The sequence below is a fragment of the Acidisoma sp. 7E03 genome (assembly GCF_054665075.1).
The window spans coordinates 215,404-241,939 of sequence record NZ_BAAFHE010000005.1 but is presented as its reverse complement, the minus strand read 5'-3'; the positions used below and the strand labels follow the sequence as shown (position 1 = coordinate 241,939).

Sequence of the window (26,536 nt, the reverse complement as noted above, 5' to 3'; positions counted from 1 at the left end):
TTCGTTCGGCGAGGCGCAGTCTCCGCGATTTCCGTCGGCCGGGAAATCCCCGTGCCGTTAACCCAGAATACATTTCTGTTGTCCCCCGGCCCGCTGCGCATTATGATGCGCAAACGTTTGCGAGAAAAATCGCCGGGCATAACCGGCCGAACGGGGGAAACGGGTGCAGGCGCCGGACAAGCCACGCGCATCACGCCGGGGACGGCCGCGTAAAGAGGTTGCCGAGACATCGCCGGAGCCGGTGGTGCGGCGGCGGCCGCCCAAGCTCGCGACCATGCAGGACGTGGCAGCCCGCGCCGGCGTTTCGACCTCGACGGTATCCCACGTCATCAACGGTACGCGTCGCGTGCCCGCGGCGACGCGCGCCCAGGTGCTGAATGCCATCTCAGCCACGGGCTACACGCCGAACTCCCTCGCCCGTTCGCTCAAGCGCTCCGAAACGCGCACTATCGGCATCGCCATCGGCGACATCTCCAATCCCCATTTCACCTCCATCGTGGAAGCCGCGGAGGCCGCCGCCCGCGCCGAGGGATATTCCGTCGTGCTCGTCGGCATCAGCGAAGATCCCGAGCGGGAGCGCGAAGGAATTGACATCCTCATCAACCGCCGGGTGGACGGGCTGATGATTGCGCCATCGGCCGGCGGAGGGGCTGAGACCCTCGCGCGGCTGTCCGCGCAGCAGATCGCGGTCGTGCAGATCGACCGTCTCGCCGATCCTGCCTGTGACGCCGTCGTCGTCGACAACCTGGAGGGGGCCCGTCTCTTGACCCGGCATCTGGCAAGCCTCGGCCATCGCCGGATCGGCATGGTGACCGGCCTGCCCGGCCTCAGTTCGACGGCAGAACGTATCGAGGGCTATCGCCGGGGCCTCACCGAATCCGGCATAGCTTTCGAGCCAGCCCTTCTTGCCTGCGGCGAATACAACGCCGAACCGGCGCGGGCCGCGACCCACCGCCTCTTCGCGCTGCCTGCAGCGCCGACCGCGGTCTTTGCCTCCAACAATCTTATGACGCTCGGTGCTCTGCGGGCCTTGGGCGAACTCGGCCTCGCCGTGCCGGAGGACGTCGCCCTCGTCTCCTTCGACGATTTCGCCTGGACCGATCTCTTCAAGCCGCACCTGACGACGATCGCCCAGCCCTGCCCCGCCATCGGCGAAAACGCCGTGCGGCTGCTGTTGGAGCGTCTCGCCAATCCCGATCTGCCGCCGCGTCTCTTGCAACTGCCTGTCGTCTTCAAGCGGCGCAGTTCCTGCGGATGCGAGGCAGGCCTGAAGGAACCCACGCTCGCGATCGAAAGGAGGGCCTGAGGAGCGATGCCACCCGCGTAACGGCCACAGAGGGCGCCCAAGCGCCCCTGCAAAACATCTTTTGATCAGGAAACGAACATGACCAAGAAGAGCCTTTTCCGCGCCCTTGCCACCACCTCCCTCGTCGGCCTCGGCCTGCTCTCCGGCGCGCACGTCGCCGCGGCGGCACCCGTCAGCGCCTGCCTCATCACCAAGACCGATTCGAATCCCTATTTCGTGACGATGCGCAAAGGCGCCATCATCGAAGCGAAGAAGCTCGGCGTCGCCCTCAAGACCTATGCCGGCAAGTATGACGGCGACAATCAGACGCAGGTCTCGGCGATCGAAAGCTGCATCGCGGACGGCGCCAAGGGCATCCTCATCACCGCCTCCGACAGCAAGGCGATCGTCCCCACCGTGGAGAAGGCCCGCCAGGCCGGCCTTCTGGTGATCGCGCTCGACACCGCCCTCGATCCCGTCTCCGCCGCCGACATGACCTTCGCCACCGACAACTTCCAGGCCGGCGAGCTGATCGGTCAATGGGCCAAGGCCTATCTCGGCGACAAAGCCGCCGACGCGAAGATCGCCATGCTCGACGTGTCGATCGAACATCCGAGCGTGGACGTCGCGCGGGACCACGGCTTCCTCACCGGCTTCGGCATCAAGATCGACAATCCCCAGGTCTTCGACGTGCCTGATCCGCGCATCGTCGGCCATGCCGTGACGGCGGGTTCCGAAGAGGGCGGACAGAAGGGCATGGAATCCCTCCTCGCCCGTGATCCGAACATCAATCTCGTCTACACCATCAACGAACCTGCGGCCTTCGGCGCCTATCAGGCCCTGAAGTCCGTGGGCAAGGCGGACAAGGTGACGATCGTCTCCATCGACGGCAGCTGCACCGGCGTGCGCGGCGTCCAGGCCGGCATCATCGCGGCCGACTCACAGCAATATCCGCTGAAGATGGCGTCCCTCGGAATCAAGGCCATCGTCGACTACGCAAAGACCGGGCAGAAGCCGCAGGCCAGCGCCGGGAAGGATTTCTTGAATACCGGCACTGCGCTGATCACGGCCAAGCCGCAGCCGGGCCTCGCCTCCATCACGCCGGCGGAAGGCGCGAAGCTCTGCTGGGGTAAGTAATCCCGCGCGGGGCGGCGGCGACGCCGCCCTTCCTGCAGGCCCCGGGGGCCCGCGACCCTCAGACAAGAGGAACGTCATGTCCAGCGACAATTCAGGACAGCTTGGCTTCGAGGCCGCGATCCGCTCCCGCGGCAGCGAGACGGTAGCCGATTTCGCCCATAAGAAAACGCCCTTGGAGCGTCTGCAGCATCTGCTGCACGAAACGCCCTGGCTCGCCCCCTTGATGGTGCTAATCGTCTCGCTGATCGGCTTCGGCATTCTCGTCGGCGCCCGATTCTTCTCCGGCTACGCCCTGACCCTCATCCTGCAGCAGGTGATGATCACGGGCATCGTCGGCGTCGCCCAAACGCTGGTCATCCTGACCGCGGGCATCGATCTTTCGGTGGGCGCGATCATGGTGCTGTCCTCGGTCTTCGTCGGGCAATGCGTCTTCTCCTACGGAGTACCGGCGCCACTCGCCCTCCTGCTCGGCTTCGCACTCGGCGCGCTCGTGGGCTTCGTCAACGGGATTCTCGTCGCGCGCATCAAGCTGCCCCCCTTCATCGTCACCCTTGGCATGTGGCAGATCGTGCTCGCCGGCAATTATCTCTATTCGCAGAATCAGACGATCGGTGCGGCCGACATCCAGATGCAGGCGCCGCTCCTGCAATTCCTCGGCAATACCTTCTCGATCGGCGGCGCCACCTTCACCTATGGCGTGGTGCTGATGCTCGGCCTCGTGCTGCTCTTCGCCTATGTCCTGCGTCATACTGCCTGGGGGCGGCATCTTTACGCAGTGGGCGACGATCCGGACGCGGCGGCGCTCGCCGGCGTGCGCGTGCAGCGCATGCTGGTCGCGGTCTACACGCTCTCCGGCCTCATCTGCGGCATCGCCGGCTGGGCGCTGATCGGGCGTATCGGCGCGATCTCCCCCAACTCCGGCCAGTTCGAGAACATCAACTCCATCACCGCCACCGTCATCGGCGGCATCTCGCTCTTCGGCGGCCGCGGCTCCATCCTCGGCATGATCTTCGGCGCCCTCATCGTCGGCGCCTTCACCCTCGGCCTCAACATGTACGGCACCGATCCGCAATGGACCTACCTGATCATCGGCGCGCTCATCATCATCGCCGTCGCGGTTGACCAGTGGATCAGAAAGGCAGGCGTGTAATGGAACCCATCCTGAAGGCGCGCGGCATCGTCAAACGCTACGGCCGCGTCACCGCGCTCGATCATTGCGATTTCGACCTGCTGCCCGGCGAGATCCTGGCGGTGATCGGCGACAACGGCGCGGGCAAGTCCTCCCTCATCAAGGCCCTCTCCGGCGCCATCCAGATCGACGAGGGAGAGATCCATCTCGAAGGCCGGCGCGTCCACTTCACCTCGCCGCTGGACGCGCGCGCGGCCGGGATCGAGACGGTGTATCAGACGCTGGCCATGTCGCCCGGCCTCTCCATCGCCGACAACATGTTCATGGGGCGGGAGCTGCGCAAACCCGGCATCCTCGGCAGCGTTTTCCGCAAGCTGGACCATGCCGAGATGCAGCGCATCGCGCGCGAGAAGCTGAACGACCTCGGCCTGATGACGATCCAGAACATCAATCAGGCGGTGGAGACGCTCTCGGGTGGCCAGCGCCAGGGTGTCGCGGTCGCGCGCGCCGCCGCCTTCGGCTCCAAAGTCATCATACTGGACGAACCGACGGCCGCCCTCGGCGTCAAGGAATCCCGCCGCGTTCTCGAACTGATCCTCGACGTGAAGTCGCGCGGCATCCCGATCATCCTGATCAGCCACAACATGCCGCATGTCTTCGAAGTGGCGGACCGCGTGCACGTGCATCGGCTCGGTCGCCGGCTCTGCGTCATCAACCCGCGCATCCACAGCATGTCGGATGCGGTGGCCTATATGACGGGCGCCAAGTTACCGGACGAGGATCTGGCGGGCGCCCCGGCGCCGGCCGCGGCCTGAGGCCGGAGATCAGCCGATTCGGAGGATCGGCTGATCCACCGCAAGGGTGGCGCGGGCGGCCACCAGCACCGCCTGCACCACGCCCGCGGCCGGGCTACGCAGCACCGTCTCCATCTTCATCGCCTCCATCACGGCGACGGGTTGATCCGCCGCCACCGCCTCCTCCGGCGCTACCAGCAGGCGCAGCAACAGGCCCGGCATCGGTGCCCGCAGGATGGCCGCATCCTCCGCCGCCGCGTCTCGCGGCATGCGCGCCATCAAAGCCCAGGCATGGGGTGACCACACGCGGCCTTGCACCGTAAACCCCGCATGGCGCAGCGCCCAGCCCTCGGCCACGGGCAGCATCTCCATGGTGAACGGTCGATCATCGATCCAGCCGCTCCAGAGCGGCGCCGGCCGCCGCCATTCGCTCGCGACCGTCATCTGCGCGCCGTCTTCGAAGCGGACGCGAAGAGCCCCGTCCTTGCCCGCCTCGGTGGTCACCGCGAACGCCGTCTCGCCCAGTACGACGACGCGCGGATGGGACCCTGGCGCCAGCGGCACACGGCCGGGCCGCGCATGGGCATCCCGTTCAGCCTGGTGCGCGACCGCCGCGAGCACGGCAGCGAAGCGCTGCGCGATGGCGCCGTCCGGCGCCACCTCCGCCACGCGGTCCCCGAAGGTTTCGGCAATCAACCCGGTGGACAGCGCGCCGCTCTGCCAGCGCGGCAGCGCCATCAGGCGCGAGAGAAAGGCAAGGTTGTGCCGGATACCGCCGAGCGCGAAGCGGTCCAGCGCCTCCGCCTGCGCCGCAATCGCCGCCTCCCGCGTCGGGCCATGCGTGATCAACTTGCCGATCATCGGGTCGTAATGCACGGGCACGTGGTCCCCCGCGGTGACGCCGCTATCCAACCGCACCGTCACGCCATCCACCGTGCCTGCCTCGGGCGCTTGGAAGGGCAGCACCCGCCCGCTGGAAGGCTGGAAACCCCGTGCGGGATCTTCGGCATAGAGCCGCGCCTCCACGGCCCAGCCCGTCATCCGGACCTCCTCCTGCGTGATCGCCAGCCGCTCCCCCGCTGCCACGCGGATCATCTGCTCGACGAGATCGATGCCGGTGACGAGTTCCGTCACCGGATGCTCCACCTGCAGGCGGGTGTTCATCTCGAGGAAGTAGAAGGAGCGATCCTGGCCGGCCACGAATTCCACCGTGCCGGCGGAGGCATAGCCGACGGCCCGCGCGAGGGCGACCGCCTGCCGCCCCATCTCGGCCCGCGTAGCCGCGTCCAGCAGGGGCGACGGCGCCTCTTCCAGCACCTTCTGGTTGCGCCGCTGCACGGAGCATTCGCGCTCGCCGAGATGAATCACGGTGCCATACCGGTCACCCAGCACCTGAATTTCGATGTGGCGCGGGTTTTCGATGAACTTTTCTATGAAGACGCGATCGTCGCCGAAGGCGGAAGCCGCTTCCGAGCGGGCACGCTCGAATCCCTCCAGAACCTCCGCGGCCGTCGCGGCGATGCGCATGCCCTTGCCGCCGCCGCCGGCGGAGGCCTTGATCATCACCGGGTAGCCGATTTCCTCCGCAATCCTCACCGCCTCGGCGCCGGTCTCAATCTGGCCGAGAAAGCCGGGCACGGTGCGCACGCCCGCTTCCGCCGCACGGCGCTTCGATTCGATCTTGTCGCCCATGGCGGCGATCGCCGCCGCATTCGGGCCGATGAAGGTGATGCCGGCGGCATCCAGTGCCTCGGCGAAAGCCGCGCGTTCCGAGAGGAAGCCGTAGCCCGGATGCACCGCCTCGGCGCCCGTTACGCGGCACGCCTCCAGAATGGCCGGTATGGACAGATAGGATTGCGCGGCCGGCGCGGGGCCGATCGCCACCGCCTCATCCGCCTCCCGCACATGCAGCGCGTCCCGGTCGGCTTCCGAATAGACCGCGACGGTCGCGATGCCCATACGACGCGCCGTGCGGATGATGCGGCAAGCGATCTCCCCACGATTGGCGATCAGGATTTTACGGAACAGGGGCATCAGGCGCCTCCGGCGAAGGCCGCGAGAAGCGCCGCGCGGGTCGCGGAAGGCGTGATGACGGGCGCATCCGCCAAGGCGCTTTCGGCGGAAGGCCAGCGCAGCACCCGGCTTCCCGCGAGGCCCATGAGGGAGGGCACGAGGCCGCGGGCATAGCGCGGCAGCAGCGTCACGCGCGGCGCCCGGTTCTCCTGCCAGGCGCGCAGCAGGGCGGCGGCCGCCGGCAGCAGTGCTGCCGCCTCCGGCCCTGCGCCGGGCATCAGCCCGGGGCTATCGATCACCGTCAGAACCGGCGCCTGCAGGCGCGCCGCCCAGGCGGCGAAGCCAGCGGCCTTGGCGAGCGCCGGGGCATCGAGGATGCCCGCGCGCTCTTGAGGCTGGGTGGCGAGCACGGCAACCGTCCTCCCGCCGAGGCGCAGGAAGCCGGTCAGCAGATTAGGCGCCGCCGCGCTGGCGATCTCCAGGAACCGCCCTTCATCCGCGACCGCCTCTAGCAGCATGCGCATGTCATAGACCGCGGTCGCCGCCGAGGGGATGAGGCGGTCGAGCAGTGGTGCCGGCGCGGAGACATCGTGCGTCATCACCCCGCCCGCCTCGCCTCGGGCAGCATGTCGAGCACCTGCCGCGCCCGCAGCAGCGCGGCGACCGCGTGGGGCGCCTCTTCCACCAGCCTGCCGCCCGCGGCATGGAGGGCCACGCCGCCGATCTCGGCGCCGGCGAGGTGCTGCCCGGTCACGCGCTGCAAGACCGCGGGGCCGCTCAGCGCGACATAGGCCGATGGCGCGACGATGATCGTCAACGTGGCCAATGCCGTGAGCAGGGCATCCGGTCCGAAGACGGGACCGAAGGCCAAGGCGAGGCTCGGCTGCACCCGGCCCGCCAGGGTCACGTGCAGCGCGGCCAGGGTCGGGGCGTCCTCGGGCGTCCGCGCCCCCCCGCCGAGCAGCAACACGAGGGGTTCGTCGGTCTCTTCCGCGGCCGCCGCCAGGGCCTGAAGATCGGCCGCCGTCCAGGCACCATCTGCGACCGTGAGGTCGCGCGCTGCTGCGAGAACCGGGCGGCCCATTACCGTGCCGCGCGCGAGCAGCAAGGCGGTCACCGGCCGCAGCAGCGTCCAGCCCGTCGCATCGAACAGCAGGTCCAGCCGCTCGGCGGCCGTGAGGGTGCCCTCTTCCATCTCTGCGCCGGTCTCGCCCTCATCTGTCAGCGAGACATCGATCAGAAAGGCCGGCGAAAACTCCTGCCGCCGCAGCGACTGCACCGGAATCGACGGTGCGAGCGCAGCCGCCTCCGCCACGCGGGCAGCGACGGCGTCCTCCACCGTCACCGCCGCGAAGCGGAAGGAGGCTCCCGGCCGCGCCTGCGCCAGCCGCCCGAGATCAGGCCCGATCACCGTCGCGATCTTCGGATAGCCGCCCGTCGGCTGCCGGTCGGCCATCAGCACGATCGGCTGGCCCTCCCCTGGCACCTGGACCGACCCCATGGCGATGCCGTCCGAGACGATGTTGAAACCCTCGGCATGGGACAGGCGCGGGCCTTCCAGGAAATAGGCCATGCGGTCGCGGCGGGTGGAGAGCGTCCAGGGTCCCGCCAGGAAGGCCGCGATCTGCTTAGGCGGAAAGTAATCCGCCTGTGGGCCGAGGATCACCCGGATAGTCTCGGCCGGCCGGTCCAGCCAGGGCGCATCCAGCGCGCCGCTCGCCTCCGCCGGCAGGCGAGGTTCGGCAATGGCCAGCCGGTCCCCGCCAGCGAGCGCCCGGCCCTCCAGCCCGCCGAAGCCGGAGCGCAGATGCGTGGCGGTCGAGCCGAGCATCGGCGGCACGTCGATCCGACCGGCGACCGCGAGGTAGCACCAGGAGCCGGCCGCCCCGGGCTGGATGCGCAGCACGGCACCCGTCTCCAGCCGCAGCAGTACGGCCGGCGGCACCGGCTTGCCATCGACGGTGATAACGAAGCGACCGCCCGCGATGGCGAAGCAGAGCGGTGCGCCTTCGACCACCGCTTCGAAGCCGCCGAGGCCGATCTCGATCGCCGTTCCGCCGGCCGGGTTGCCGAGGGCGCGATGCACCGTCTCGAAGGCAAGGCGGTCCATGGGGCCGGCCGGCGTCACGCCGAAGCGCAGCCACCCATGGCGGCCGCCATCCTGCAGGGTGCAGCCCGGCCCGGCCGCGCGGATGAGGAGACCCGCGCTCATGCCGAGGCCTCCGGCCGCGCGACCGTCTCCCCCGCTTCGGCCCGCGCTTCGAGGGTGGCAAAGGTTGCGCCGTCCACGGGTTCGAAACGCAGAACGTCGCCCGGCTGGAGCAGGAAGCGCTCCGCGCGGGCGGGCGCATAGAGCCGTTCCGGCGTGCGGCCCAGCACATACCAGCCCGTGGGCATGGGGAAGGTCGCGATGCCGCACAGGCCACCGCCGATCATCACGGCACCCGCCGGATGCGGCGGTCGGGGCGTGGCGCGACGCGAGATGGCAAGCGCCTCCGGCAGGCCCCCGAGATAGGCATAGCCCGGCGCGAAGCCATACATGTAGAGCCGGTAGCGGCCCGCGAGATGCTGGGCGATGGCTAGGTCCCGCGTCAGGCCGAGAAGACCGGCCGCTTCCTCCAGATCCTCCCCATGCGGCTGGTCATAGCAGCAGGGCACCGCCCAGTGCCGCGGCGCGGCCGTCCTCTCGCCCCCCTGCGCCAAGGCCCGCTCCACCGCCGCCACCAGATCCGGCCGAGGCAGCACCAGCGGATCGTAATGGATCATGAGTGAACGGTAGGTCGGAACCAATTCCAGCAGACCGGCAGGGGAAGCGGCGGCCAGGGCCGCATCCAGCGCCATCACGCGGTCATGCACGGCGGGGTCCACGCTGCGGCCGAATTCCACCACCAGGGCGGCCTCGCCCGCATCCAGAAACAGCGGCCGCTCCATCAATGCTTCAGCACGCGGGAGAGGAAGGCCCGCGTCCGCTCCTCCCGCGGGGCATCGAAGATCGCCGCCGGCGGCCCCTGCTCAAGGATGCGGCCATGGTCGATATAGACCACCCGGTCCGCCACTTCCCGGGCGAAGCCCATTTCATGCGTCACCACGATCATCGTCATCCCGTCCCGCGCCAGGCCGCGCATTACCTCCAGCACCTCCCCCACCATCTCCGGGTCCAGCGCCGAGGTCGGCTCGTCGAAGAGAATGACACGCGGCTCCATCGCAAGCGACCGCGCAATCGCAACACGTTGTTGCTGGCCGCCCGACAGCTGCCCCGGAAACTTGTGCATCTGGTCGCGCAGGCCCACCCGCTCCAGCAGAGCCTGGCCCGCCGCCTCGGCCCGCTTGCGATCCCATTTGCGCACCTGGATGGGCGCAAGCGTCACATTGTCCAGCACCGTTCTGTGGGGAAAGAGGTTGAACTGCTGGAACACCATCCCGACTTCGCGGCGAATCTCCTTCAGGTCGGAGGCGCGCGCCCGCCGGCCCTGCCCCTCCGGTGCCAGCACATAGCCATCCACCAGGATGGAGCCGCCCTGGAAGGTCTCCAGCCCATTGATGCAGCGGATGAAGGTGGATTTGCCGGAGCCGCTGGCGCCGATGACCACCACGACCTCGCCCTTGCCGATGGCGAGGCTGATCTCCTTCAGCACCTGCACCGGGCCATAGGCTTTGCTGAGGTTTTTGACCTCGATGATGGGGGCCGCCATGTCCGGTCTCCGGCTTTCGTCTATCGCGCCAGTGGGCGGTTGAAGTGCCGCTCCAGCCAGCGCACGCCCATGCTCGCGGGAATGCTGATGGCCACGTAGATGACGAAGACGATGGAATAGATGCGCATGTAGCGGAAGGTGTCAGACGCGATGAGCTGACCCTGGAACATCAATTCGGCGATGGAGATGGTGGACACCAAGGCCGTGTCCTTGAACAGCGACACGAAGTAGTTGCCGGTCGGCGGGATGACGATGCGCCAGGCCTGCGGCAGGATGACGAAGCGCAGGGTCTGCCCCGGCGACATGCCGAGCGATTCCGCCGCTTCGCGCTGGCCGTGGCTCACCGCGGCAATGCCGCCGCGGAAAACCTCGCTCAGATAGGCGCCGTAGTTGATTCCGAGACCGAGCAACCCCGCCATGATGGGTGTCAGCTTCAGGCCGAAGGCGGGCAACACGTAGTAGATATAGAAAAGCTGGAGCAGCAGCGGCGAGCCGCGGATCAGTTCGACGAAGGCCACCACCGGCATGCGCAGCCAGCGCCGCGTGCTGATGCGGCCAAGTGCCAGCACAAGGCCGAGCAGTAGGGCGATGGCCATGCCGCCCAAGGTCATGCCGATGGTGAGCGTGAGGCCGGCCCAGAGTTCCGGCGCCCAGGTCTGCAAATCTGCGAGCAAAGGGCGCGTCTTCTACTTGGTCAGGAAGAAGCTGGTCGGCGTCAGGCCCCATTGGGTGAAGATGCGGGCGACGGTGCCGTCCGCCAGCATCGCCGCATAGGCCTTGTTGAAGCCAGCGATGAAGCTCTCATTGCCCTTCGCCAAGCCGAAGGCGCAGGCGGAGCCGCCCTTGTCGGCCGGCACGTAATCCCCCACCAGCTCGAAATGCAGGTTGGGATTCTGCTTCAGCGCATAGGCAGACAGGCTGCTGTCCACCACGGCGGCGTCCAGACGGCCGGCGGATAGGTCAGCGAAGACGTTCTGGATCGTCGGATAGAGATGGATGGCGATGCTCTTGCCCGCCGGGCAGGCGGCACTCGCATTGCGCAGCTGGGTGATGTAGGTTGTGCCTTCATAGGTCCCGGCGCTGTGGCCGCAGAGATCGGCCAGGCTATGCAGCTTCGCCGGATTACCCACTGCGACATCCAGCGATTCCGGATTGTAGAAGGTTGTGTCGGTGAAATCGATCACCTTCCGGCGCGCATCGGTTGCGTACATCGCGTCACCGATCATGTCGATGCGCCCGCTGGTGAGCGCCGGGATCAGGCTCGCGAAAGGCATGGCGATAATGTGGATGTCCGCCTTTACGCCCATGCGGGACAGGGCCTCGACCAGCACATCCGTTAGTGCGCCAGAGGCCGCATGGGTCTTGCTGTCGATGAAGGAAAGCGGCGCATCGTTCGAGGTGCCGATGGTCAGCACATGGCTGGCCTTCACGGTACTCAGCAGGTCCGCGGCTTCCGCCTGGGCGACGGCCGCGACCGAAAGCAGGGTGGAGAAGACAGCACCGGCGAGAAGCCGGAAACGGCTCGTCATGAAGGTCGTCCTTTCAACGAAAGATCAGGGCAGGCGCTGCCACCCGGCCACCGGGTTCAGCCTTCGATCTGGTAGTGAACGTCGCGCGGAATTTTGTCCGGCCCGTTGATGATGGAGATGTCCTGGGGGCAGGCGGAGAGAGCGATGATCAGGTCCATCTCCGCCGCGAGCAGCAGATAGTCCCCAGGTTTCACGGAGGGTGGCCGTCGGGTCAGGCTATGGTCGCCGCTCACCGGCACATCCATGAAGAGGTTCAGCGAGGGCGGCGTGAAGGGAATGGCAAGGCCGAGTTCAGCCAAGCCCTCGTGCAGATTGTCCGCACAATTACGATGGTAGGCGGTGCAGCCCATCTCCTCGTACAGCCAGCGGTTGCACGGGCACAGCAGCGTGTCGTGATATCCGGGCGAGGTGTCCGCGAGGATGCGCAGCATCGGGCGACGGCGGTCGGACATATAGGCTTGGCCGATCGCGGGCGTCAGACGGCTGGTGAAGGACCGCGTGTGATCCATCGCCATATACTCCGCCATCTCGGCCGCGTTGAAGGCCCAGAGGTCGATCGCCTGCGGACCATCCCTGTTGACGATACGGAGATGCTGGCCGCGACGCAGCGCAAAGGCGCGGCCATGGCGCGCAGGCACGACACCGGTCTCAATCTCTGCTGCAGGCGTCATGGGCTGCGTCCGTTGGAGGCGGAATATCAGCGGGGCCGGCTGGCCGCGCTCGCCGGGACGATAGGAGGCCATATTGTATCTCGTCAACAAAATGATACAAGATTACAAATTAGCCACCCTGCTCGATCCTTGGGCAAAACCCGCGAACCGGCTCTGGGCGCGGCCGACGGCCGACGGGGAATCAGCCGCTTATCGGCCGCCTGCGGGGTGCAGGGCGGCTACGCCTTGGGCAGGCGCGCGCGAAAAAACTTAGGCCTCGGCCTTGGCAAGGCGCTGCCGCATCGCATTCTCGAGGTGAATGCGCATCAAGCGAGAGGCCCCGGCCATGTCCCCCGCCACCAGCGCTTCCATGATGTCGAGATGCTCTTTCAACCAAACGAGGACGCGCTCCTCGTCCGGCGCGTCGCGATATTCCAGCAACTGCCGCAGCCGGTTGTGCTGGACGACGCCGGATTCGAAGAAGGGATTGCCGCCGCAGACGGCAATGGCCTCGTGGAAGGCGGCATCCACCTTGAAGGCGAGCCGGGCCGTCCGCTCCTGCGCCGGCAGGGTCAAGAGCCGGATATGCTCATCCCGGCAGCTGCGCAGCAGGTCCCGCCGCACCTGAAAGCTCGGCAGCAGCGGAATCTGCGGCTCGATCGTCAGGCGATAGGCATAGCTTGCGAGGCTCGCTTCGTTGGTGAGCAGGAAGGGGTTGAAGTCCCACACGCCCGGCCGCACGAGAACGATCACCCGCTCCTCGGCCAGCGCCTCCAGCACCCGCCGCGCCAGGCGGGTGCTGACGCCATAATGCGCCACCACCGCGGCCTCGTTCAGGGAAGTCGGCAGCTGGCCGCGGAGATGATCCGTCGCCACCCGCTCGAACAGCGCATCCTCGTCCAGCACCGGGAAATCAAGGCTGGCGCCGAACAGCGCGCGCGCTGGCCTGCTCAGGAAATAGCCCCGATGCGCCTGCTTCTCCACGATACCCTCGGCATGCAGTTCCATCAGCGCGCGACGCACGGGCGTGCGGGAAACATGCAGCGCATCGGCCAGCGTCTGTTCCGCGAGATGGGTGCCGGCCGCCATGTCCTGCGCCACGATATGGCTCAGCAGCCGCCGCACGAGGGGTGCGCCGGGGGGCGGGGGAGCGTCGTCAGCGTCGCGGGTCATCAGGAATCATCATGAAAGGGGTGGCCAAGGAGGAGGCTTTGTTGTACCGAATTGTCATAGCCATACAATGCCGCGCGCATCGGCGAAAGCTCATCGACGAAGACAGGGAGCGTGGCCCCGCCGCCCGCCCCGCAACCATCGGACGAACCATGCCCCCCATCAGTGAAACGACGCGCGGCGTCATCATCATCGCGCCCACGCCCTTCGCGGAAGACGGCGCCGTCGACCATGCGAGCATCGACAGCCTGGTCGATTTCTACCTGGAGAAGGGGGTCGACGGCATCACCATCCTCGGCGTGCTGGGGGAGGCGCAGAAGCTCTCCGCGACCGAGCGGACCGACATCATGCGCCAGGTGCTGACACGCGTGGACGGCCGCGCGCAGATCGTGGTCGGCGCCTCCGCACCGGGGACGGACAATCTCGTCGCCTTCGCCCGCAAGGCGATGGACATGGGCGCCGCCGGCCTCATGATCGCGCCGGCACCGGGCCTGAAGACCGATGATCAGGTCTATGGCTATTGGGCGCATGTGCTAGAGCGGCTCGGCCCCTCCGTGCCCGTCTGCTATCAGGACTATCCGCAGACCACGGGCGTCGTCACCTCCGTCGCCGTCCTCGAAAAGCTCATCGACGGCTTCGGCAATTTCGTCATGCTGAAGCATGAGGATTGCCCGGGCCTGCCCAAGATCACCCGTCTGCGGCAGGGCAGCGAGACGGCCGGGCGCCGCCGCGTCTCCATCCTCGTCGGCAATGGCGGCCTCTATCTGCCGCAGGAGCTGCGGCGCGGCGCCGACGGCGCCATGACCGGCTTCGCCTTCCCGGAAATGCTGGTGCAATGCGTCTCCCGCTTCCACGCGGGCGACGTGGAGGGCGCCGAAGACCTGTTCGACATCTATCTCCCCGTTCTCCGGCATGAGCAGCAGCCGGGCTTCGGCCTTGCCATCCGCAAGGAAATCCTGCGCCGGCGGGGGGCCATGCGCCATTCCCATATGCGCCACCCCGGCCCCGCGCTGACGGCCGCCGATCATGCCGAGCTGGACGGGCTGCTCGCCCGGCTGCACAAACGGGTGCACGGCTGACGCGGCGAGGGCCGCGGATGCCTGCGCCACGGCAAGCCGGCGAGGACAGACCATGCAGATCGACCTGAATTCTGACCTCGGCGAGAGCTTCGGTGCCTGGCGCATGGGCGATGACGCCGCGATGCTGGACATCGTGACCTCCGCCAATATCGCCTGCGGCTTTCATGCCGGCGATCCGCTGGTCATGCATCGCACGATGCAGGCGGCCGCCGAACGCAAGGTGAGCATCGGCGCGCATCCGAGCTTTCTCGATCTCTGGGGTTTCGGCCGCCGCACGATCCAGGGTGACACGCCCGACGAGATCGAGAAGATGGTGATCTATCAGATCGGCGCGGCGGCAGGCATGGCGCAATCCCTCGGCCTGCGCCTCGCCCATGTGAAGACGCATGGGGCCCTCGGCAATAGGGCGATGGTCGATGCCGATCTCGCCCGCGCCGTGGCGCGCGCCGTCCGGGCGGTGGACCGGGATCTCATGCTCGTCGTCATGCCCGGGCTTGCGTTGGAAAAGGCCGGTCTCGAAGAAGGGCTTCTTGTAGCGCGCGAAATCTATGCAGATCGCACCTATGACGATGACGGCAACCTCACCTCCCGCAAGAAGCCCGGCGCGGTGATCGAGGATGCGGAGGCCGCCACGGCGCGCGTGCTCACCATGCTGGAGGAAGGCGCCATCACCACTGTCTCGGGCAAACGCATCCCCGTTTCCATCGACACCATCTGCGTGCATGGCGACAATGCTCATGCGGTCGCCATGGCCGCCTCGCTGCGCGCGGCACTCACCGCAGCGGGTCACACGCTCTCCCCCTTCCCGCAGTTTCTGCGTCGGTGACGATGCGACGTCCGACCCTGCTCTACGCCTGTCCCACCGTCCCCGCCGAGCCCTGGGTGGCGGCGCTCCAGCGTGCCATGCCCGCGCTCGATCTGCGCATCTGGCCGGACATCGGGGAGGCTTCCGAGATCGACTATGCCTTCGTCTGGCATCCACCCGCGGGGCTCTTCGCCGCCTTGCCCGGCCTGCGCGCCATCTTCTCCCTCGGTGCCGGTGTCGAGAAACTACTGGCCGCACCCGATCTGCCGGCCTCAGTACCGCTGATCCGCATGGTCGATCCTTCGCTCGGCCATGACATGGCGATCTACGTGACGATGCAGGTCTTGCATTATCATCGCGGCATGCCGGATTTCACCGCCGCGCAAAGGCATGCCGCCTGGCGCCCCTTCGATGGGCCGATCGCGCGCGACCGGCGCGTCGGCATCCTCGGCTACGGCACCCTGGGTGCGCTCTGCGTACGCCACCTCCAGGCCTTCGGCTTCGATCTCGCCGCCTGGTCCCGCTCCCCGAAGGAGGCGACGGACTGCCCTCTCTTTGTCGGGCGGGAGGCGCTGCCCGCCTTCTTCGCGCGCAGCGACATCCTCGTCTGCCTGCTGCCGCTGACACCGGAGACGCGCGGCATCCTGAATGCGCAGGCTTTCGCCGCCATGCCGCGCGGCAGCTTCCTCATCAATGTCGGCCGCGGCGGCCATGTCGTGGAGAGCGATCTTCTGGCCGCTTTGGACACGGGCCAGATCGCCCATGCGACGCTGGACGTCTTCAACGAAGAACCGCTGCCATCCGAGCATCCGTTCTGGCGGCATGAGCGCGTGACGGTGACACCGCATGTCGCGGCCCTCACCCAGCCGGTCACGGCCGCCGAGATGATCGTGGACAACATCCGCCGTGACCAGGCGGGCGAACTCCTCGCTCATGTCGTGGACCGCGCCCGCGGCTATTGAACGTCCAGATAAAGGCAGGGCTGATGTCCGTTCTTCCGGTCAATTCCCTCGAAACGCCGCGCTTCTGCGGCATCCCGACCTTCATGCGGCTGCCTCAGGCGACCAGCCTCGCGGGGCTGGATGCCGCGATCATCGGCATCCCCTCCGATTCCGGCGCGCCCTTCCGCACCGGCGCGCGCTTCGCGCCGAATGCCGTGCGGCAGATGTCGCTCATGCTGCGACCGATCAATCCCTATCGCGGCAACATCAACATCTTCGAAACGCTGCGCATCGCGGATGTCGGGGATTGCAACGTGGTGCCGGGCTACGAACTCCAATCCCTCGAACGAATCGAAGAATCCCTCGCAGCATTGGTCGAGGCCGGCATCATGCCCTGCGGCATCGGCGGCGACCATTCGGTGACGCTCGCCGAACTTCGCGCCCTGGCCCGCCGCCACGGGCCGCTCGCCCTCATCCAGTTCGATTCCCACAGCGACACCTGGGACAGCTATTTCGCCGGCCAGAAATACAGCGCCGGCACGCCCTTCCGCCGCGCGGTCGAGGAGAATATCGTCGATCCGGCCTCCTCCATCCAGATCGGCCTGCGCGGCTCGCTCTTCCGCGACAGCGACATCACGCAATCGCTCGACCTCGGCTATGCGGTAGTGACGACGGACCAGATGTTCGAGACGGGCATTATGGCTTTGGCGCAGCAGATCGCGGCACGCACGGCCGGACGCCCCGCCTTCATCACCTTCGACATGGATTTCGTCGACCCTGCCTATGCCCCCGGCGTACAGACGCCGGAATGCGGCGGGCCGACGGCGCGGGAAAGCCTCGCCCTGCTGCGCGCGCTCCGCGGCATCAACCTCGTCGGCTGCGACGTCGTCGAGGCCAATCCGATGTATGACGGACCGGGCCAGATCACCGCTCTGCTCGCGGCGACCGTGATGGCTGAACTATTGGCGCTCGCCGCCGATCGCGGCTGAGGCCGTCTCAGACAAGCCGGAGCAGCATGGCCAGAAATCGCTCGGCCGCGTAAGGCGCGGGCCAAGGCTCCCAGGGCGCGAAATCCCCAGCGGGTGCGAGCGGATCGGCTGCGAGCGGTTCGGTGCGGATTTCCAGATCGTCGCGGATCGCGGCACGGGACCATCCGACGCAATGCAACGCCTCGCTCGCCGCCGCCAGGTGGTCAGCCGCCTTGTGCGCGCGATATGACTCCGCATCCCAATCCGGCAGGCCATAGCGCTGCGCGACAGCCGCCTGATGCAGCGTCACGAGGTGGCGGTAGCCCTCGCCCAGATGGGGCTTCAGCGGCGTGATCGGGTCGAAGCCGCCGAGCAGGGCCTCCGTCGCGTCATGCAGCAATTCGCGCCGCGCTTCCGCCGGCGTCAGCGGCCGCTCTGCCGCCGTTTCGCGCAGCGCCAGCACCGTCAGGCTGTGCTGTGCGACCGAGAGCGGATGATTCCAGGCCGAATAGCCCGCCCACCGGAAGGTGCGGGACAGACCGATCGCTAGATCGCGGTCCGTCCAGGCATCCGGGTCCGGAGCCAAGAGATTGAGGCGCTTGCCCGACGGCAACAGCACCCAGGCGCGCACCGGCTCCATGCTTCCTCCTTCCCGACCCGTCACCTCTGGCATGGATCTTGGATGATGACCAGCCATGACCTCTGCGATCCAGGCCAGCCCCTATCCCTTTCCCTTCGATGGCGTGATCAGCCCGGCCGACACGGCCCTGGTCATCATCGACATGCAGACGGATTTCTGCGGCTTCGGCGGATATGTCGATCGGATGGGCTATGACCTGTCATTGACGCGAGCGCCGATCGAACCCATCGCACGCCTGCTCGCTGCCATGCGGCAGGGCGGATACCCGATCATCCACACCCGCGAAGGCCATCGCCCCGACCTGTCCGACTTGCCTGCGAACAAGCGCTGGCGCTCCCGCCGCATCGGCGCCGGGATTGGTGATGACGGGCCCTGTGGCCGCATCCTGGTGCGCGGTGAGCCGGGCTGGGAGATCATCCCCGAACTGGCGCCTCTTCCTGGTGAAATCATCATCGACAAGCCGGGCAAGGGCTCCTTCTACGCCACCGACCTCGAGCTTCTGCTGCGCACGCGGGGCATCCGCAATCTCATCCTCACCGGCATCACCACCGATGTCTGCGTTCATACCACCATGCGCGAGGCCAATGATCGCGGCTTCGAATGCCTCATCCTCGCCGATTGCTGTGGCGCGACGGATGCCGGCAATCACGCGGCGGCGCTCAAGATGGTGACGATGCAAGGCGGCGTCTTCGGCGCCGTCGCCGAAAGCGGCGCGGTGCTTGCCGCGCTCGCAGCGTGAGCGCGCGGCGCAGCCGATGAAACGATTCGTCCGCATCGCAGGCAAGCGGCTGCTCGGCGCGGTGCCGAGCCTCATCGGCGTCGTCATCGTCACCTTCCTGCTATCCCACGCCCTGCCGGGCGATCCCGCCGTGCTCTTCGCAGGGCCGGCGGCGGACGCCGCCTCCGTCGCCCAGGTGCGCGCGCATCTCGGTCTCGATCACAGCCTGCCGCAGCAGTTCCTCACCTATGTCTGGCAGCTGGTGCACGGCGATCTCGGCCAGTCTTTGACGACAGGACAGCCCGTGCTGACGGATCTCATTCAGCGCCTGCCGGCATCCTTGGAACTCACCTTCGTCGCGCTGATCTTCGCCATCGGCGTCGCGGTGCCTTTGGGCATCTGGGCGGCAACGCGTCCCGATAGCTGGATTGATCATCTCTGCCGCGGCACCGTCACCATCGCCGCCGCCTTCCCCACCTTCTTCGTGGCGCTCCTGCTCGTCTATCTCTTCTACTTTCTGGTTCCGCTCGCGCCAGAGCCTGTCGGCCGCCTGAACGACGTCTATTTCACCGCGCCCGATCCGATCACCGGCTTCTATCTCGTCGACTCCCTGCTCGAAGGCCAATGGCAGACCTTCGGCGGCGCGCTCGCGCAAATCATCCTCCCCGCGATTTCTCTCGGTCTCTTCGCGCTCGCCCCCATCGCGCGCATCACCCGCGCCGCCATGCTCCAGGCCCTCGCCAGCGATCATGTCCGCACCGCCCGCGCCTGCGGCCTCTCCCGCCGCCGCATCCTGCTGACCTACGCGCTGCGCAACGCCATGCTGCCCGTGGTCAACGTGCTCGGCATGGTCTTCTCTTTCGTCCTCGGCTCCAACGTTCTCATCGAAGACGTCTATGGCTGGCCGGGTGTCGGTGCCTATGCGGTGAAGGCCGTCATCTCCTCCGATTATGCGGCGGTACAGGGCTTCATCCTGATGATGGCGGTGCTCTACATCTTGCTCAATCTCCTGGTCGATCTCGTCAGCATGCTGGTCGATCCCCGTGTCCGGTTCGAGGGCTGAGCGATGAGCGGTACAAGCGTCCTGGCCCGCACGCGCTATGCCCTGTCGGAAAACAAGCTGACGCTTCTTGCGGCAGTTCTCTTCGGTATGCTCATCTTCTGCGCGATCTTCGGACCGCTGCTCGCGCCCTACGGCCCGCTCGTGACGAGCGAGAGCGCCCGCATGCAGCCGCCTTCCTGGGCGCATCTCTTCGGCACGGACTCACTGGGGCGGGACATTTTCAGCCGTGTCCTCATCGCGACGCGCCTGGATCTTGGAATGGCCATTTCCGCCGTCTGTCTCTCCTTCGTCATCGGCACCGGGCTGGGCGCCATCGCCGGCTACTGGGGCGGCTGGGTGGATACGATCTTCGGCCGGGTGATGGACACCATCATGGCTTTTCCACTCTTCGTCCTCGCCATGGGCATCGTGGCGGCGCTCGGCAATAACGTGACGAACATCATCATCGCGACGGCGGTGATCAATCTGCCCTTCTACGGCCGCTTCGCGCGGGCCGAGGTGAATGTCCGCCGCGACCTCGCCTATGTCGAGGCTGCCCGCATGGGCGGCAATGGCGCGCTCCGCATCCTCTGGGGCCATATTCTGCGCAACATCCTGCCCACGATGCTGGTGCAGGCCTCGCTCAACATGGGCTGGGCCATCCTCAACGCGGCCGGCCTCTCCTTCATCGGCCTCGGGGTCCGCCCACCCACGCCGGAATGGGGCATCATGGTCTCGGAAGGCGCCAGCTACATCATCTCCGGCGAGTGGTGGACCTTCGTCTTCCCCGGCGCCGCGCTCGTCATCGCCGTTTTCTGCTTCAATCTCCTCGGTGACGGATTGCGGGACATTCTCGACCCGAGGCGCCGCACATGAGCCCGCCCCTGCTCACGGTCGATGACCTGGTGCTCGATTTCCGCACCCGCAGCGGCACGGTGCATGTGCTGGACGGCGTTTCCTTGGAGCTGCAGCGCGGCGAGATCCTCGGTATCGTCGGCGAAAGCGGCTCGGGAAAATCCGTGCTCGCCTATGCCATGATGGGACTGCTCGATCCCGCGGCCCGCATTCCGCGCGGCGGCATCCGCTTCGCAGGGCGGGACATGCTGGCGGAAAGCGAGCGCGCGTTGGCGGAGACGCGCGGCCGCGAAATCGCGATGATCTTTCAAAGCCCGCGCACCGCGCTCAACCCCATCCGCCGCGTCGGCCATCAGGTGCAGGACGTGCTGCTGCGCCACGCCAATGTCTCGAAGACGGAAGCGCGCAGGCGAGCGATCGAGGCCCTCGCCCGCGTGCGCATCCCCGATCCCGAACGGCGCTTCGATGCCTATCCTTTCGAACTCTCGGGCGGCCTCTGCCAGCGTGTGATGATCGCCATGGCCATGGCCTGCAATCCCTATCTGCTGATCGCCGATGAGCCGACGACGGGGCTCGACGTCACAACGCAGGCGGTGGTGATGGATCTGATCCGCGACCAGGTGCGGCAGAGCCATGCCTCCGTTGTGCTCATCACCCATGATCTCGCCCTCGCCGGGGAATATTGCGACCGCATCGCCGTCATGCATGCCGGCCACATCGTCGAATCCGGCACGACCGACTCACTGCTGACGGCGCCCCGTCATCCCTATACCGCCCGGCTGATCGGGGCTACGCCCGGCGGCCATGCCCGCATCGAAGATCTCGCCGCCATTCCAGGTGCGCTGCCCGATCTCCGGCGCGATCTGCCGCCCTGCCGCTTTCTGGAGCGGTGCGACCGGCGGGAAGACCGCTGTGACACCCTGCCGCTGCCCGCGACCGCCGTGGCGCCGGATCATCTCGTGCGATGCTGGAACCCGCTATGACGCAGGCATCTCCCATCATGGAGGCTGTCGGCCTCAGCAAGCGGTACCCGGCCGGCGGCGGCACGCTGCATGCGGTGGATGCGGTGGATCTCACCATCCGCGTGGGCGAAAGCGTCGGCCTCGTTGGGGAATCGGGTTGCGGAAAATCGACGCTGGTGCGCCTCCTGGGCCGGCTCATCGAACCTTCAGACGGCGCCATCCTCTTCGAGGGACAGGACATCGCGCCCGTGCCGCTGCGGCGCTTCGTGCATGAGCCGGCGCGTGGCCGCATCCAGGTCGTTTTCCAGGACCCGACGGAAAGTCTCAATCCGGCACTTACCGTCTTCGACTCTGTCGCGGACCCGCTGCGCCGCTTGGGGAACGTTCGCAACCGCGCGGTGCTCGCGGCCCAGGTGCGCGAGGCGATCGCCCTCGTCGGCTTGCCAGCGGAGATGGAAACGCGCCTGCCGCATCAGCTCTCGGGCGGTCAGCGCGCCCGCGTCGGCATCGCGCGCGCCATCGCGCTGCGGCCCTCGCTCCTCATTCTCGACGAGCCGACGAGTGCGCTCGACGTCTCGGTCCAGGCCGTCATCCTGCGCCTGCTCGCCGATCTCCGCGCCAAGCTCGGGATGAGCTATCTCTTCGTCTCGCATGACTTGAACGTCGTGCGGCTGCTCTGCACGCGCATCGTCGTCATGTATCTCGGTCGCGTGGTGGAGGAAGGGCCGACCGAGGCGCTCTTCCACGCGCCGCGCCATCCCTATACCCGTGCCCTGCTTGCCTCCATCCCCGATCCCGCCCGGCGCGGCGCCACACCCTGGCGGCTCGAAGGCTCCGCCCGCAGCCCGATCGATCCGTCCCCCACCGTCTGCCGCTTCTATGGCCGCTGCCCGCGCCAGGAGGCGCGCTGCGCGGAGGTGATGCCGCAACTGCGTCTGGTGGGGCCATCCAGCCACAGCGCCGCCTGCCATTTCGCCGAGGAGATGCCCGCATGAGTGCGTCCAATGACATTGCCCGCATGGATGCGGGAAGCCTCGCCGCCGCCATCCGCGCGAAGGAACTCTCCGCCATGGAGGTGACGGAGGTGGCCCTCGCGCGCATGGAGGTGCTGGAGCCGCATATCCACGCTTTCTGCACGCCGACACCGGAGGTTGCGCGGTCCGCGGCGGCGGCCGTGGATGAGGCCATCGCCGCCGGCGAGCCGGTCGGGCCGCTCGCCGGCGTGCCGATCGGCATCAAGGACCTCGTTGCTACCAAAGGCATCCGCACCGTCATGGGCTCGGCGGTCTACCGGGATTTCGTACCCGATGAGGACGACGTGGTGGTGGAGCGGCTGAAGGCCGCTGGCGCGGTCATCCTCGGCAAGACCAACGTGCCGGAATTCGGCTATAGCGGCGTCGGCCACAACCCGGTCTTCCCCACCACCCGCAACCCCTGGAACCTTGCGCTGACACCCGGGGGATCGAGCGCCGGTTCCGGCGCCTCCGTCGCGTCCTTCGTCTCGCCCTTCGCCATCGGCAGCGATGGCGGCGGCTCCATCCGCATCCCCGCCGCCCATTCCGGCCTCGTCGGCATCAAGGCGTCCATGGGCCGCGTGCCGCTCTATCCCGGCTGCAAGGACGAGCGCTATCCCGGCGTCTCCAGCTGGGAAAGCCTGGAACATATCGGTCCGATGAGCCGCACGGTTGCGGACTCCGCCCTCATGCTCAGCGTCATCGCCGGGCCCGATCCGCGGGATCGGCTCTCCATCCCCTGCGCGGACGTGGACTGGATCGCGGCTGCGCGGCCTGCCGATCTGCGTGGCCTGCGCATCGCCTATAGCGCCGACTGGGGCTATGCCGCGGTCGACCCCGACGTACGCCGCGTGGTGGGTGAAGCCGTTTCCGTCTTCGAGCGCGATCTCGGCTGCATCGTCGAGGAAGCGCATCCGGGATGGGAGGACCCGGCGGAAGCCTTCTGGTCCTTGGTTGCGATGGAAAGCGATCTCGTCGGGATGCGGGCCATGGTCGAGGGCCGGCGGCGGGAGATTTCGCCGCATCTTCTGGCCTTGCTGGACCGGCCCTGGACGGCCGAGGATTTCACAACGGCCAATATGGTGCGCAAGAGCGTCGCGAACCGCATGTGGCGCTTCATGCAGCGCTACGACCTGCTGCTGACGCCAACCCTCGCCGCACCCCCCTTCCCCGTCCATATGCAGGGGCCGGAGATCATCGAAGGCCGCATGGTGCGCTCGGCGGACTGGCTCTGTTTCACCTTCCCCATGAACATGACGGGTCAACCGGCAGCCTCCGTGCCCGCGGGCTTCACCACCGATGGCCTGCCGGTCGGCCTGCAGATCACCGGACGGCATCTGGCCGATGCCAGCGTCATCACCGCCGCCGCCGCCTTCGAGGCCGCGCATCCCTGGGCCGGCCGGGAGCCGCCTCTCTTGGCGGAGCTGGGTCTGTGAGCCCATGGCATCCTGAGACCGGCAGTCTCGACTTCGCGACCCTCACGCGTGCCTATGACCAGGGGCTGACGCCGACCGAGGTCGTCCGCGCCGTCTTCGCGCGGATCGATGCCCGGGGCAAGGATCCCGCCTGGGTTCTGCTCATGCCGCGGGATGTGGTGATGGCGCGGGCCGCGGCACTGGAAGCGGAAGGCCGGCGCGGCCGCCCGCTCTGGGGCCTGCCCTTTTCGGTCAAGGACAATTTCGACATCGCGGGCTACCCGACGGCCGAAGCCTGCCGCGCCTATGCCCGCATGGCGGAGCGGACGGACCCAATGGTGCAGCGCCTCGTCGATGCCGGGGCCATCATCATCGGCAAGACGAACATGGATCAGTTCGGTGTCGGCATCAACGGCACCCGTACGGATTACGGCATTCCACGCAACACTTTCGATCCGCGCTTCATCTCCGGCGGATCGACCTCGGGTGGCGGTGTCACCCTCGCCGCCGGTCTCGTGAGCCTCGCCCTGGGCGGCGATGCAGCCGGCTCCGGCCGTGTGCCCGCGGCGCTCAACAATGCCGTCGGCCTCAAGCCCACGCCCGGGCTCGTCCCCCTCGGCGGCGGCTCGCGCGCGGGCATGAGCGCCAGCCACAATGTCATGACGCTGACGGTGCCGGATGGTGTCATCGCAACCCGGGTGATGATCGGCTACGATCCGGAAGACCCGCTCTCCCGGCCAGAGGCCGATCGCTTTCATCTGCACCTTTCCCCGCTTCCGGAAACCTTCCGCTTCGGCGTTCCGTCCCGCGCCACGCGTATCTTCGCGGGCGATACCGAGGCCGAGCGGCTGTTCGATGCCGCGATCGCACGGCTCGAAAGCCTCGGCGGCACGGCGGTCGCGCTCGATTTCACGCCCTTCTACGCGGCGGCGAAAATGCTCTACGAGGATGCCTTCATCGCCCGGCGCTATGCCAATCTGCAGAGCTTCTTCGATGCGCATGAGGCCGAGATTTTTCCGGCCACGCGCGAGATCATCGGCTGGGGCCGCCGCTATTCGGGTGCGGATGTCTTCGTGGCCCAGCAGAGCCTGGCGCGGCATGCGCAGCGCATCCGCCATGCCACCGCGGATCTCGATGTCATCGTGACGCCGACGACGCCTACCACCTTTACGGTGGAAGAAATGCTGGCCGACAACATCGCCCACAATGCCCTGCTCGGCACCTATACGAACTTCGTCAACCTGCTCGACCTATGCGCCGTCACCGTGCCGATGGGCTTCCGCGCGGACGGCCAGCCGCTCGGCATCAGCTTCGTCGGCCGCAGCTTGGACGACAGCCGCGCCGCGAGTTTCGCCCACGCGTTCCATACCGCCCTCGGCGGCACCCTGGGTGCCACCGCAACCCCCCTCCCATCCCCTCTGGAAGGAGCCTTCGCATGACGCCGATCAGTCGCCGTGGCCTGCTCGCCGGGTCCATCCTCTCGCCGGTTCTCCTCGCTGTGGGCGGCCGGGCCGCCTTTGCCAAGACACCGGCCGATGTTCTGGTCGTGGTCGGCGAGCAGGGCACCAATTCGCTCGACACCATGGTGCCCGTCGCCAATGACTATAGCCGCATGGTCAACTGGCAGGTCTATGACCGACTGGTGACCCATGGCGCCAAGACCCTGCCGAACGGCACCGTCACCTACGACGTGACGAAGGTGGAGCCGGAGCTCGCCGAAAGCTGGGAGATCCAGGATGACGGCAAGACCTTCATCTTCCATCTGCGCAAGGATGCAGTCTTCCATGATGGCGCGCCGGTGACGGCGGATGACGTCAAGTGGTCATTCGATCGCGCAGTCTCCGTCGGTGGCTTCGCCGCCGTGCAGATGGGCGCAGGCGCCATGACGAAGCCTGAGCAATTCTCAGTCGTCGATCCGCATACCTTCAAGATCACCTTCGACGAAGCGAACAAGCTGAGCCTGCCGGATCTCGTCGTGCCCATCCCCTGTATCGTCAATTCCAAGCTCGCCCTCAAGCACGCGACTGCCTCCGACCCATGGGCGCTCGATTGGGTGCAGCACAATGATGCGGGCGGCGGCGCCTTCAAGGTGGCGAGTTGGCGACCGGGCACCGAAATCGTCTTCACCCGTTTCGAGGACTGGAAATCCGGCCCGCTGCCGAAGCTCAAGCGCGTCATCTACCGGCAGATCCCCTCCCCCGGCACCCGCCGTGCCCTGTTGGAGAAAGGCGACGTCGACATCTCCGTCGGCCTGCCGCCGAAGGACTACGCGGAACTCGCCAAGATCGGCAAGCTGCAGGTCATCGGCACGCCGATCCAGAACGATCTGCTCTTCATCGACATGAACGTGAAGATGAAGCCCTTCGACAATCCCCTGGTGCGCCAGGCCATCGCCTGGGCGGTGCCCTATCAGTCGATCATGGATGCCGCCCTCTATGACCGCGGCGTGCCCATGTTCGGCGGCGACCCGTCGAAGCCTTATCCGCCGGAATGGCCCATCGTCTCCCACTACAACACCGATCTTGATCGCGCCAAAAAGCTACTGGCGCAGGCCGGGTTCCCCAACGGCTTCGAGACCACCGTCTCCTACGACCTCAGCCAGGCGACGACGCGCGAGCCCATCGCCCTTCTTCTGCAGGAAAACCTCGCGAAGATCGGCGTGAAGGTGACGATCAACAAAGTGCCTGGCGCCAACTAGT

At 67.2% G+C, this 26,536-nt stretch carries 26 protein-coding genes; 16 read left to right on the top strand and 10 right to left on the bottom strand.

Features of this window, described 5'->3' with window-relative positions; all coding sequences use genetic code 11:
* Window positions 1-244 precede the first annotated feature (244 nt).
* The 4 genes from ACYQ6W_RS10055 (at window position 245) to ACYQ6W_RS10040 (ending at window position 4,366) form a co-directional block, all read left to right on the top strand.
* Entirely contained in the window at window positions 245-1,306 is a 1,062-nt protein-coding gene (locus tag ACYQ6W_RS10055) for a LacI family DNA-binding transcriptional regulator (protein WP_459675096.1), read from the top strand.
* 78 nt (window positions 1,307-1,384) lie between these two features.
* Window positions 1,385-2,422, top strand: coding sequence for a substrate-binding domain-containing protein (locus ACYQ6W_RS10050; RefSeq protein WP_459675095.1), 1,038 nt, complete (start codon window positions 1,385-1,387; stop codon window positions 2,420-2,422).
* Window positions 2,423-2,498: 76 nt separating this feature from the next.
* Window positions 2,499-3,572, top strand: a complete 1,074-nt coding sequence (locus ACYQ6W_RS10045; RefSeq protein ID WP_459675094.1) for an ABC transporter permease — start codon at window positions 2,499-2,501, stop codon at window positions 3,570-3,572.
* On the top strand, window positions 3,572-4,366 hold the full coding sequence (locus tag ACYQ6W_RS10040; protein WP_459675093.1) for an ATP-binding cassette domain-containing protein: 795 nt from the start codon (window positions 3,572-3,574) through the stop codon (window positions 4,364-4,366). The genes ACYQ6W_RS10045 and ACYQ6W_RS10040 overlap by 1 nt, the downstream gene beginning before the upstream one ends.
* 9 nt (window positions 4,367-4,375) lie before the next feature.
* Here the strand turns inward: ACYQ6W_RS10040 and ACYQ6W_RS10035 are convergent, their stop codons facing one another.
* The 9 genes from ACYQ6W_RS10035 to ACYQ6W_RS09995 all read right to left on the bottom strand — a co-directional run bounded on the left by ACYQ6W_RS10035 (window position 4,376) and on the right by ACYQ6W_RS09995 (window position 13,402).
* Window positions 4,376-6,379 carry an acetyl-CoA carboxylase biotin carboxylase subunit gene (locus tag ACYQ6W_RS10035; protein ID WP_459675092.1) on the bottom strand — a complete coding sequence of 668 codons (2,004 nt, stop codon included), beginning with the start codon at window positions 6,377-6,379 and terminating at the stop codon, window positions 4,376-4,378.
* Entirely contained in the window at window positions 6,379-6,957 is a 579-nt protein-coding gene (locus ACYQ6W_RS10030; RefSeq protein ID WP_459675091.1) for a carboxyl transferase domain-containing protein, read from the bottom strand. Before ACYQ6W_RS10030 ends, ACYQ6W_RS10035 begins: the two co-directional genes overlap by 1 nt.
* A complete protein-coding gene (locus ACYQ6W_RS10025) occupies window positions 6,957-8,570 on the bottom strand; it encodes a 5-oxoprolinase/urea amidolyase family protein (protein ID WP_459675090.1) in 1,614 nt (537 codons plus the stop codon). The genes ACYQ6W_RS10030 and ACYQ6W_RS10025 overlap by 1 nt, the downstream gene beginning before the upstream one ends.
* A complete protein-coding gene (locus tag ACYQ6W_RS10020; protein ID WP_459675089.1) occupies window positions 8,567-9,289 on the bottom strand; it encodes a 5-oxoprolinase subunit B family protein in 723 nt (240 codons plus the stop codon). The genes ACYQ6W_RS10025 and ACYQ6W_RS10020 overlap by 4 nt, the downstream gene beginning before the upstream one ends.
* The gene (locus ACYQ6W_RS10015) at window positions 9,289-10,050 is read right to left on the bottom strand and encodes an amino acid ABC transporter ATP-binding protein (RefSeq protein WP_459675087.1); all 762 of its coding nucleotides are present in this window, start codon (window positions 10,048-10,050) and stop codon (window positions 9,289-9,291) included. The genes ACYQ6W_RS10020 and ACYQ6W_RS10015 overlap by 1 nt, the downstream gene beginning before the upstream one ends.
* 20 nt (window positions 10,051-10,070) lie before the next feature.
* Window positions 10,071-10,724 (bottom strand): ectoine/hydroxyectoine ABC transporter permease subunit EhuD, encoded by a 654-nt coding sequence (ehuD, locus tag ACYQ6W_RS10010; protein WP_459675086.1) that lies wholly within the window; start codon window positions 10,722-10,724, stop codon window positions 10,071-10,073.
* Between the two features lie 12 nt (window positions 10,725-10,736).
* The gene (locus tag ACYQ6W_RS10005; protein WP_459675085.1) at window positions 10,737-11,579 is read right to left on the bottom strand and encodes a substrate-binding periplasmic protein; all 843 of its coding nucleotides are present in this window, start codon (window positions 11,577-11,579) and stop codon (window positions 10,737-10,739) included.
* 56 nt (window positions 11,580-11,635) lie between these two features.
* Window positions 11,636-12,250: a DUF1989 domain-containing protein gene (locus tag ACYQ6W_RS10000; RefSeq protein WP_459675084.1), complete on the bottom strand. Its 615-nt coding sequence runs from the start codon at window positions 12,248-12,250 to the stop codon at window positions 11,636-11,638.
* A 249-nt stretch (window positions 12,251-12,499) separates the two neighbouring features.
* Complete coding sequence (locus ACYQ6W_RS09995) at window positions 12,500-13,402, bottom strand: GntR family transcriptional regulator (protein WP_459675083.1); 903 nt, start codon at window positions 13,400-13,402, stop codon at window positions 12,500-12,502.
* Between the two features lie 149 nt (window positions 13,403-13,551).
* Between ACYQ6W_RS09995 and ACYQ6W_RS09990 the strand changes: the two genes are divergently transcribed.
* Genes ACYQ6W_RS09990 through speB form a run of 4 tightly spaced genes read left to right on the top strand, consistent with a single transcriptional unit; the run spans window position 13,552 to window position 17,213 of the window.
* On the top strand, window positions 13,552-14,478 hold the full coding sequence (locus ACYQ6W_RS09990; RefSeq protein WP_459675081.1) for a dihydrodipicolinate synthase family protein: 927 nt from the start codon (window positions 13,552-13,554) through the stop codon (window positions 14,476-14,478).
* Window positions 14,479-14,530: 52 nt separating this feature from the next.
* Window positions 14,531-15,304: a LamB/YcsF family protein gene (locus ACYQ6W_RS09985; RefSeq protein WP_459675080.1), complete on the top strand. Its 774-nt coding sequence runs from the start codon at window positions 14,531-14,533 to the stop codon at window positions 15,302-15,304.
* Between the two features lie 2 nt (window positions 15,305-15,306).
* Window positions 15,307-16,245 (top strand): 2-hydroxyacid dehydrogenase, encoded by a 939-nt coding sequence (locus tag ACYQ6W_RS09980; RefSeq protein WP_459675079.1) that lies wholly within the window; start codon window positions 15,307-15,309, stop codon window positions 16,243-16,245.
* Window positions 16,246-16,268: 23 nt separating this feature from the next.
* Window positions 16,269-17,213, top strand: coding sequence for an agmatinase (gene speB / locus ACYQ6W_RS09975; RefSeq protein WP_459675078.1), 945 nt, complete (start codon window positions 16,269-16,271; stop codon window positions 17,211-17,213).
* Between the two features lie 7 nt (window positions 17,214-17,220).
* Here the strand turns inward: speB and ACYQ6W_RS09970 are convergent, their stop codons facing one another.
* Window positions 17,221-17,832, bottom strand: coding sequence for an HD domain-containing protein (locus ACYQ6W_RS09970; protein ID WP_459675077.1), 612 nt, complete (start codon window positions 17,830-17,832; stop codon window positions 17,221-17,223).
* Window positions 17,833-17,887: 55 nt separating this feature from the next.
* Here ACYQ6W_RS09970 and biuH point away from each other — a divergent pair, with 55 nt between their 5' ends.
* The 8 genes from biuH to ACYQ6W_RS09930 are packed head-to-tail and all read left to right on the top strand — an operon-like array spanning window position 17,888 to window position 26,535.
* Window positions 17,888-18,571, top strand: a complete 684-nt coding sequence (biuH, locus tag ACYQ6W_RS09965; RefSeq protein ID WP_459675076.1) for a biuret amidohydrolase — start codon at window positions 17,888-17,890, stop codon at window positions 18,569-18,571.
* Window positions 18,572-18,587: 16 nt separating this feature from the next.
* The gene (locus ACYQ6W_RS09960) at window positions 18,588-19,613 is read left to right on the top strand and encodes an ABC transporter permease (protein WP_459675074.1); all 1,026 of its coding nucleotides are present in this window, start codon (window positions 18,588-18,590) and stop codon (window positions 19,611-19,613) included.
* Between the two features lie 3 nt (window positions 19,614-19,616).
* Window positions 19,617-20,468 carry an ABC transporter permease gene (locus ACYQ6W_RS09955; protein WP_459675073.1) on the top strand — a complete coding sequence of 284 codons (852 nt, stop codon included), beginning with the start codon at window positions 19,617-19,619 and terminating at the stop codon, window positions 20,466-20,468.
* Window positions 20,465-21,430, top strand: a complete 966-nt coding sequence (locus ACYQ6W_RS09950) for an ABC transporter ATP-binding protein (RefSeq protein ID WP_459675072.1) — start codon at window positions 20,465-20,467, stop codon at window positions 21,428-21,430. Before ACYQ6W_RS09955 ends, ACYQ6W_RS09950 begins: the two co-directional genes overlap by 4 nt.
* Window positions 21,427-22,404, top strand: a complete 978-nt coding sequence (locus tag ACYQ6W_RS09945) for an oligopeptide/dipeptide ABC transporter ATP-binding protein (protein WP_459675071.1) — start codon at window positions 21,427-21,429, stop codon at window positions 22,402-22,404. The genes ACYQ6W_RS09950 and ACYQ6W_RS09945 overlap by 4 nt, the downstream gene beginning before the upstream one ends.
* Window positions 22,401-23,858, top strand: coding sequence for an amidase (locus ACYQ6W_RS09940; protein WP_459675070.1), 1,458 nt, complete (start codon window positions 22,401-22,403; stop codon window positions 23,856-23,858). Before ACYQ6W_RS09945 ends, ACYQ6W_RS09940 begins: the two co-directional genes overlap by 4 nt.
* Complete coding sequence (locus ACYQ6W_RS09935) at window positions 23,855-25,276, top strand: amidase family protein (protein ID WP_459675069.1); 1,422 nt, start codon at window positions 23,855-23,857, stop codon at window positions 25,274-25,276. The genes ACYQ6W_RS09940 and ACYQ6W_RS09935 overlap by 4 nt, the downstream gene beginning before the upstream one ends.
* Window positions 25,273-26,535, top strand: a complete 1,263-nt coding sequence (locus ACYQ6W_RS09930) for an ABC transporter substrate-binding protein (protein ID WP_459675068.1) — start codon at window positions 25,273-25,275, stop codon at window positions 26,533-26,535. Before ACYQ6W_RS09935 ends, ACYQ6W_RS09930 begins: the two co-directional genes overlap by 4 nt.
* Window position 26,536: the final 1 nt, after the last annotated feature.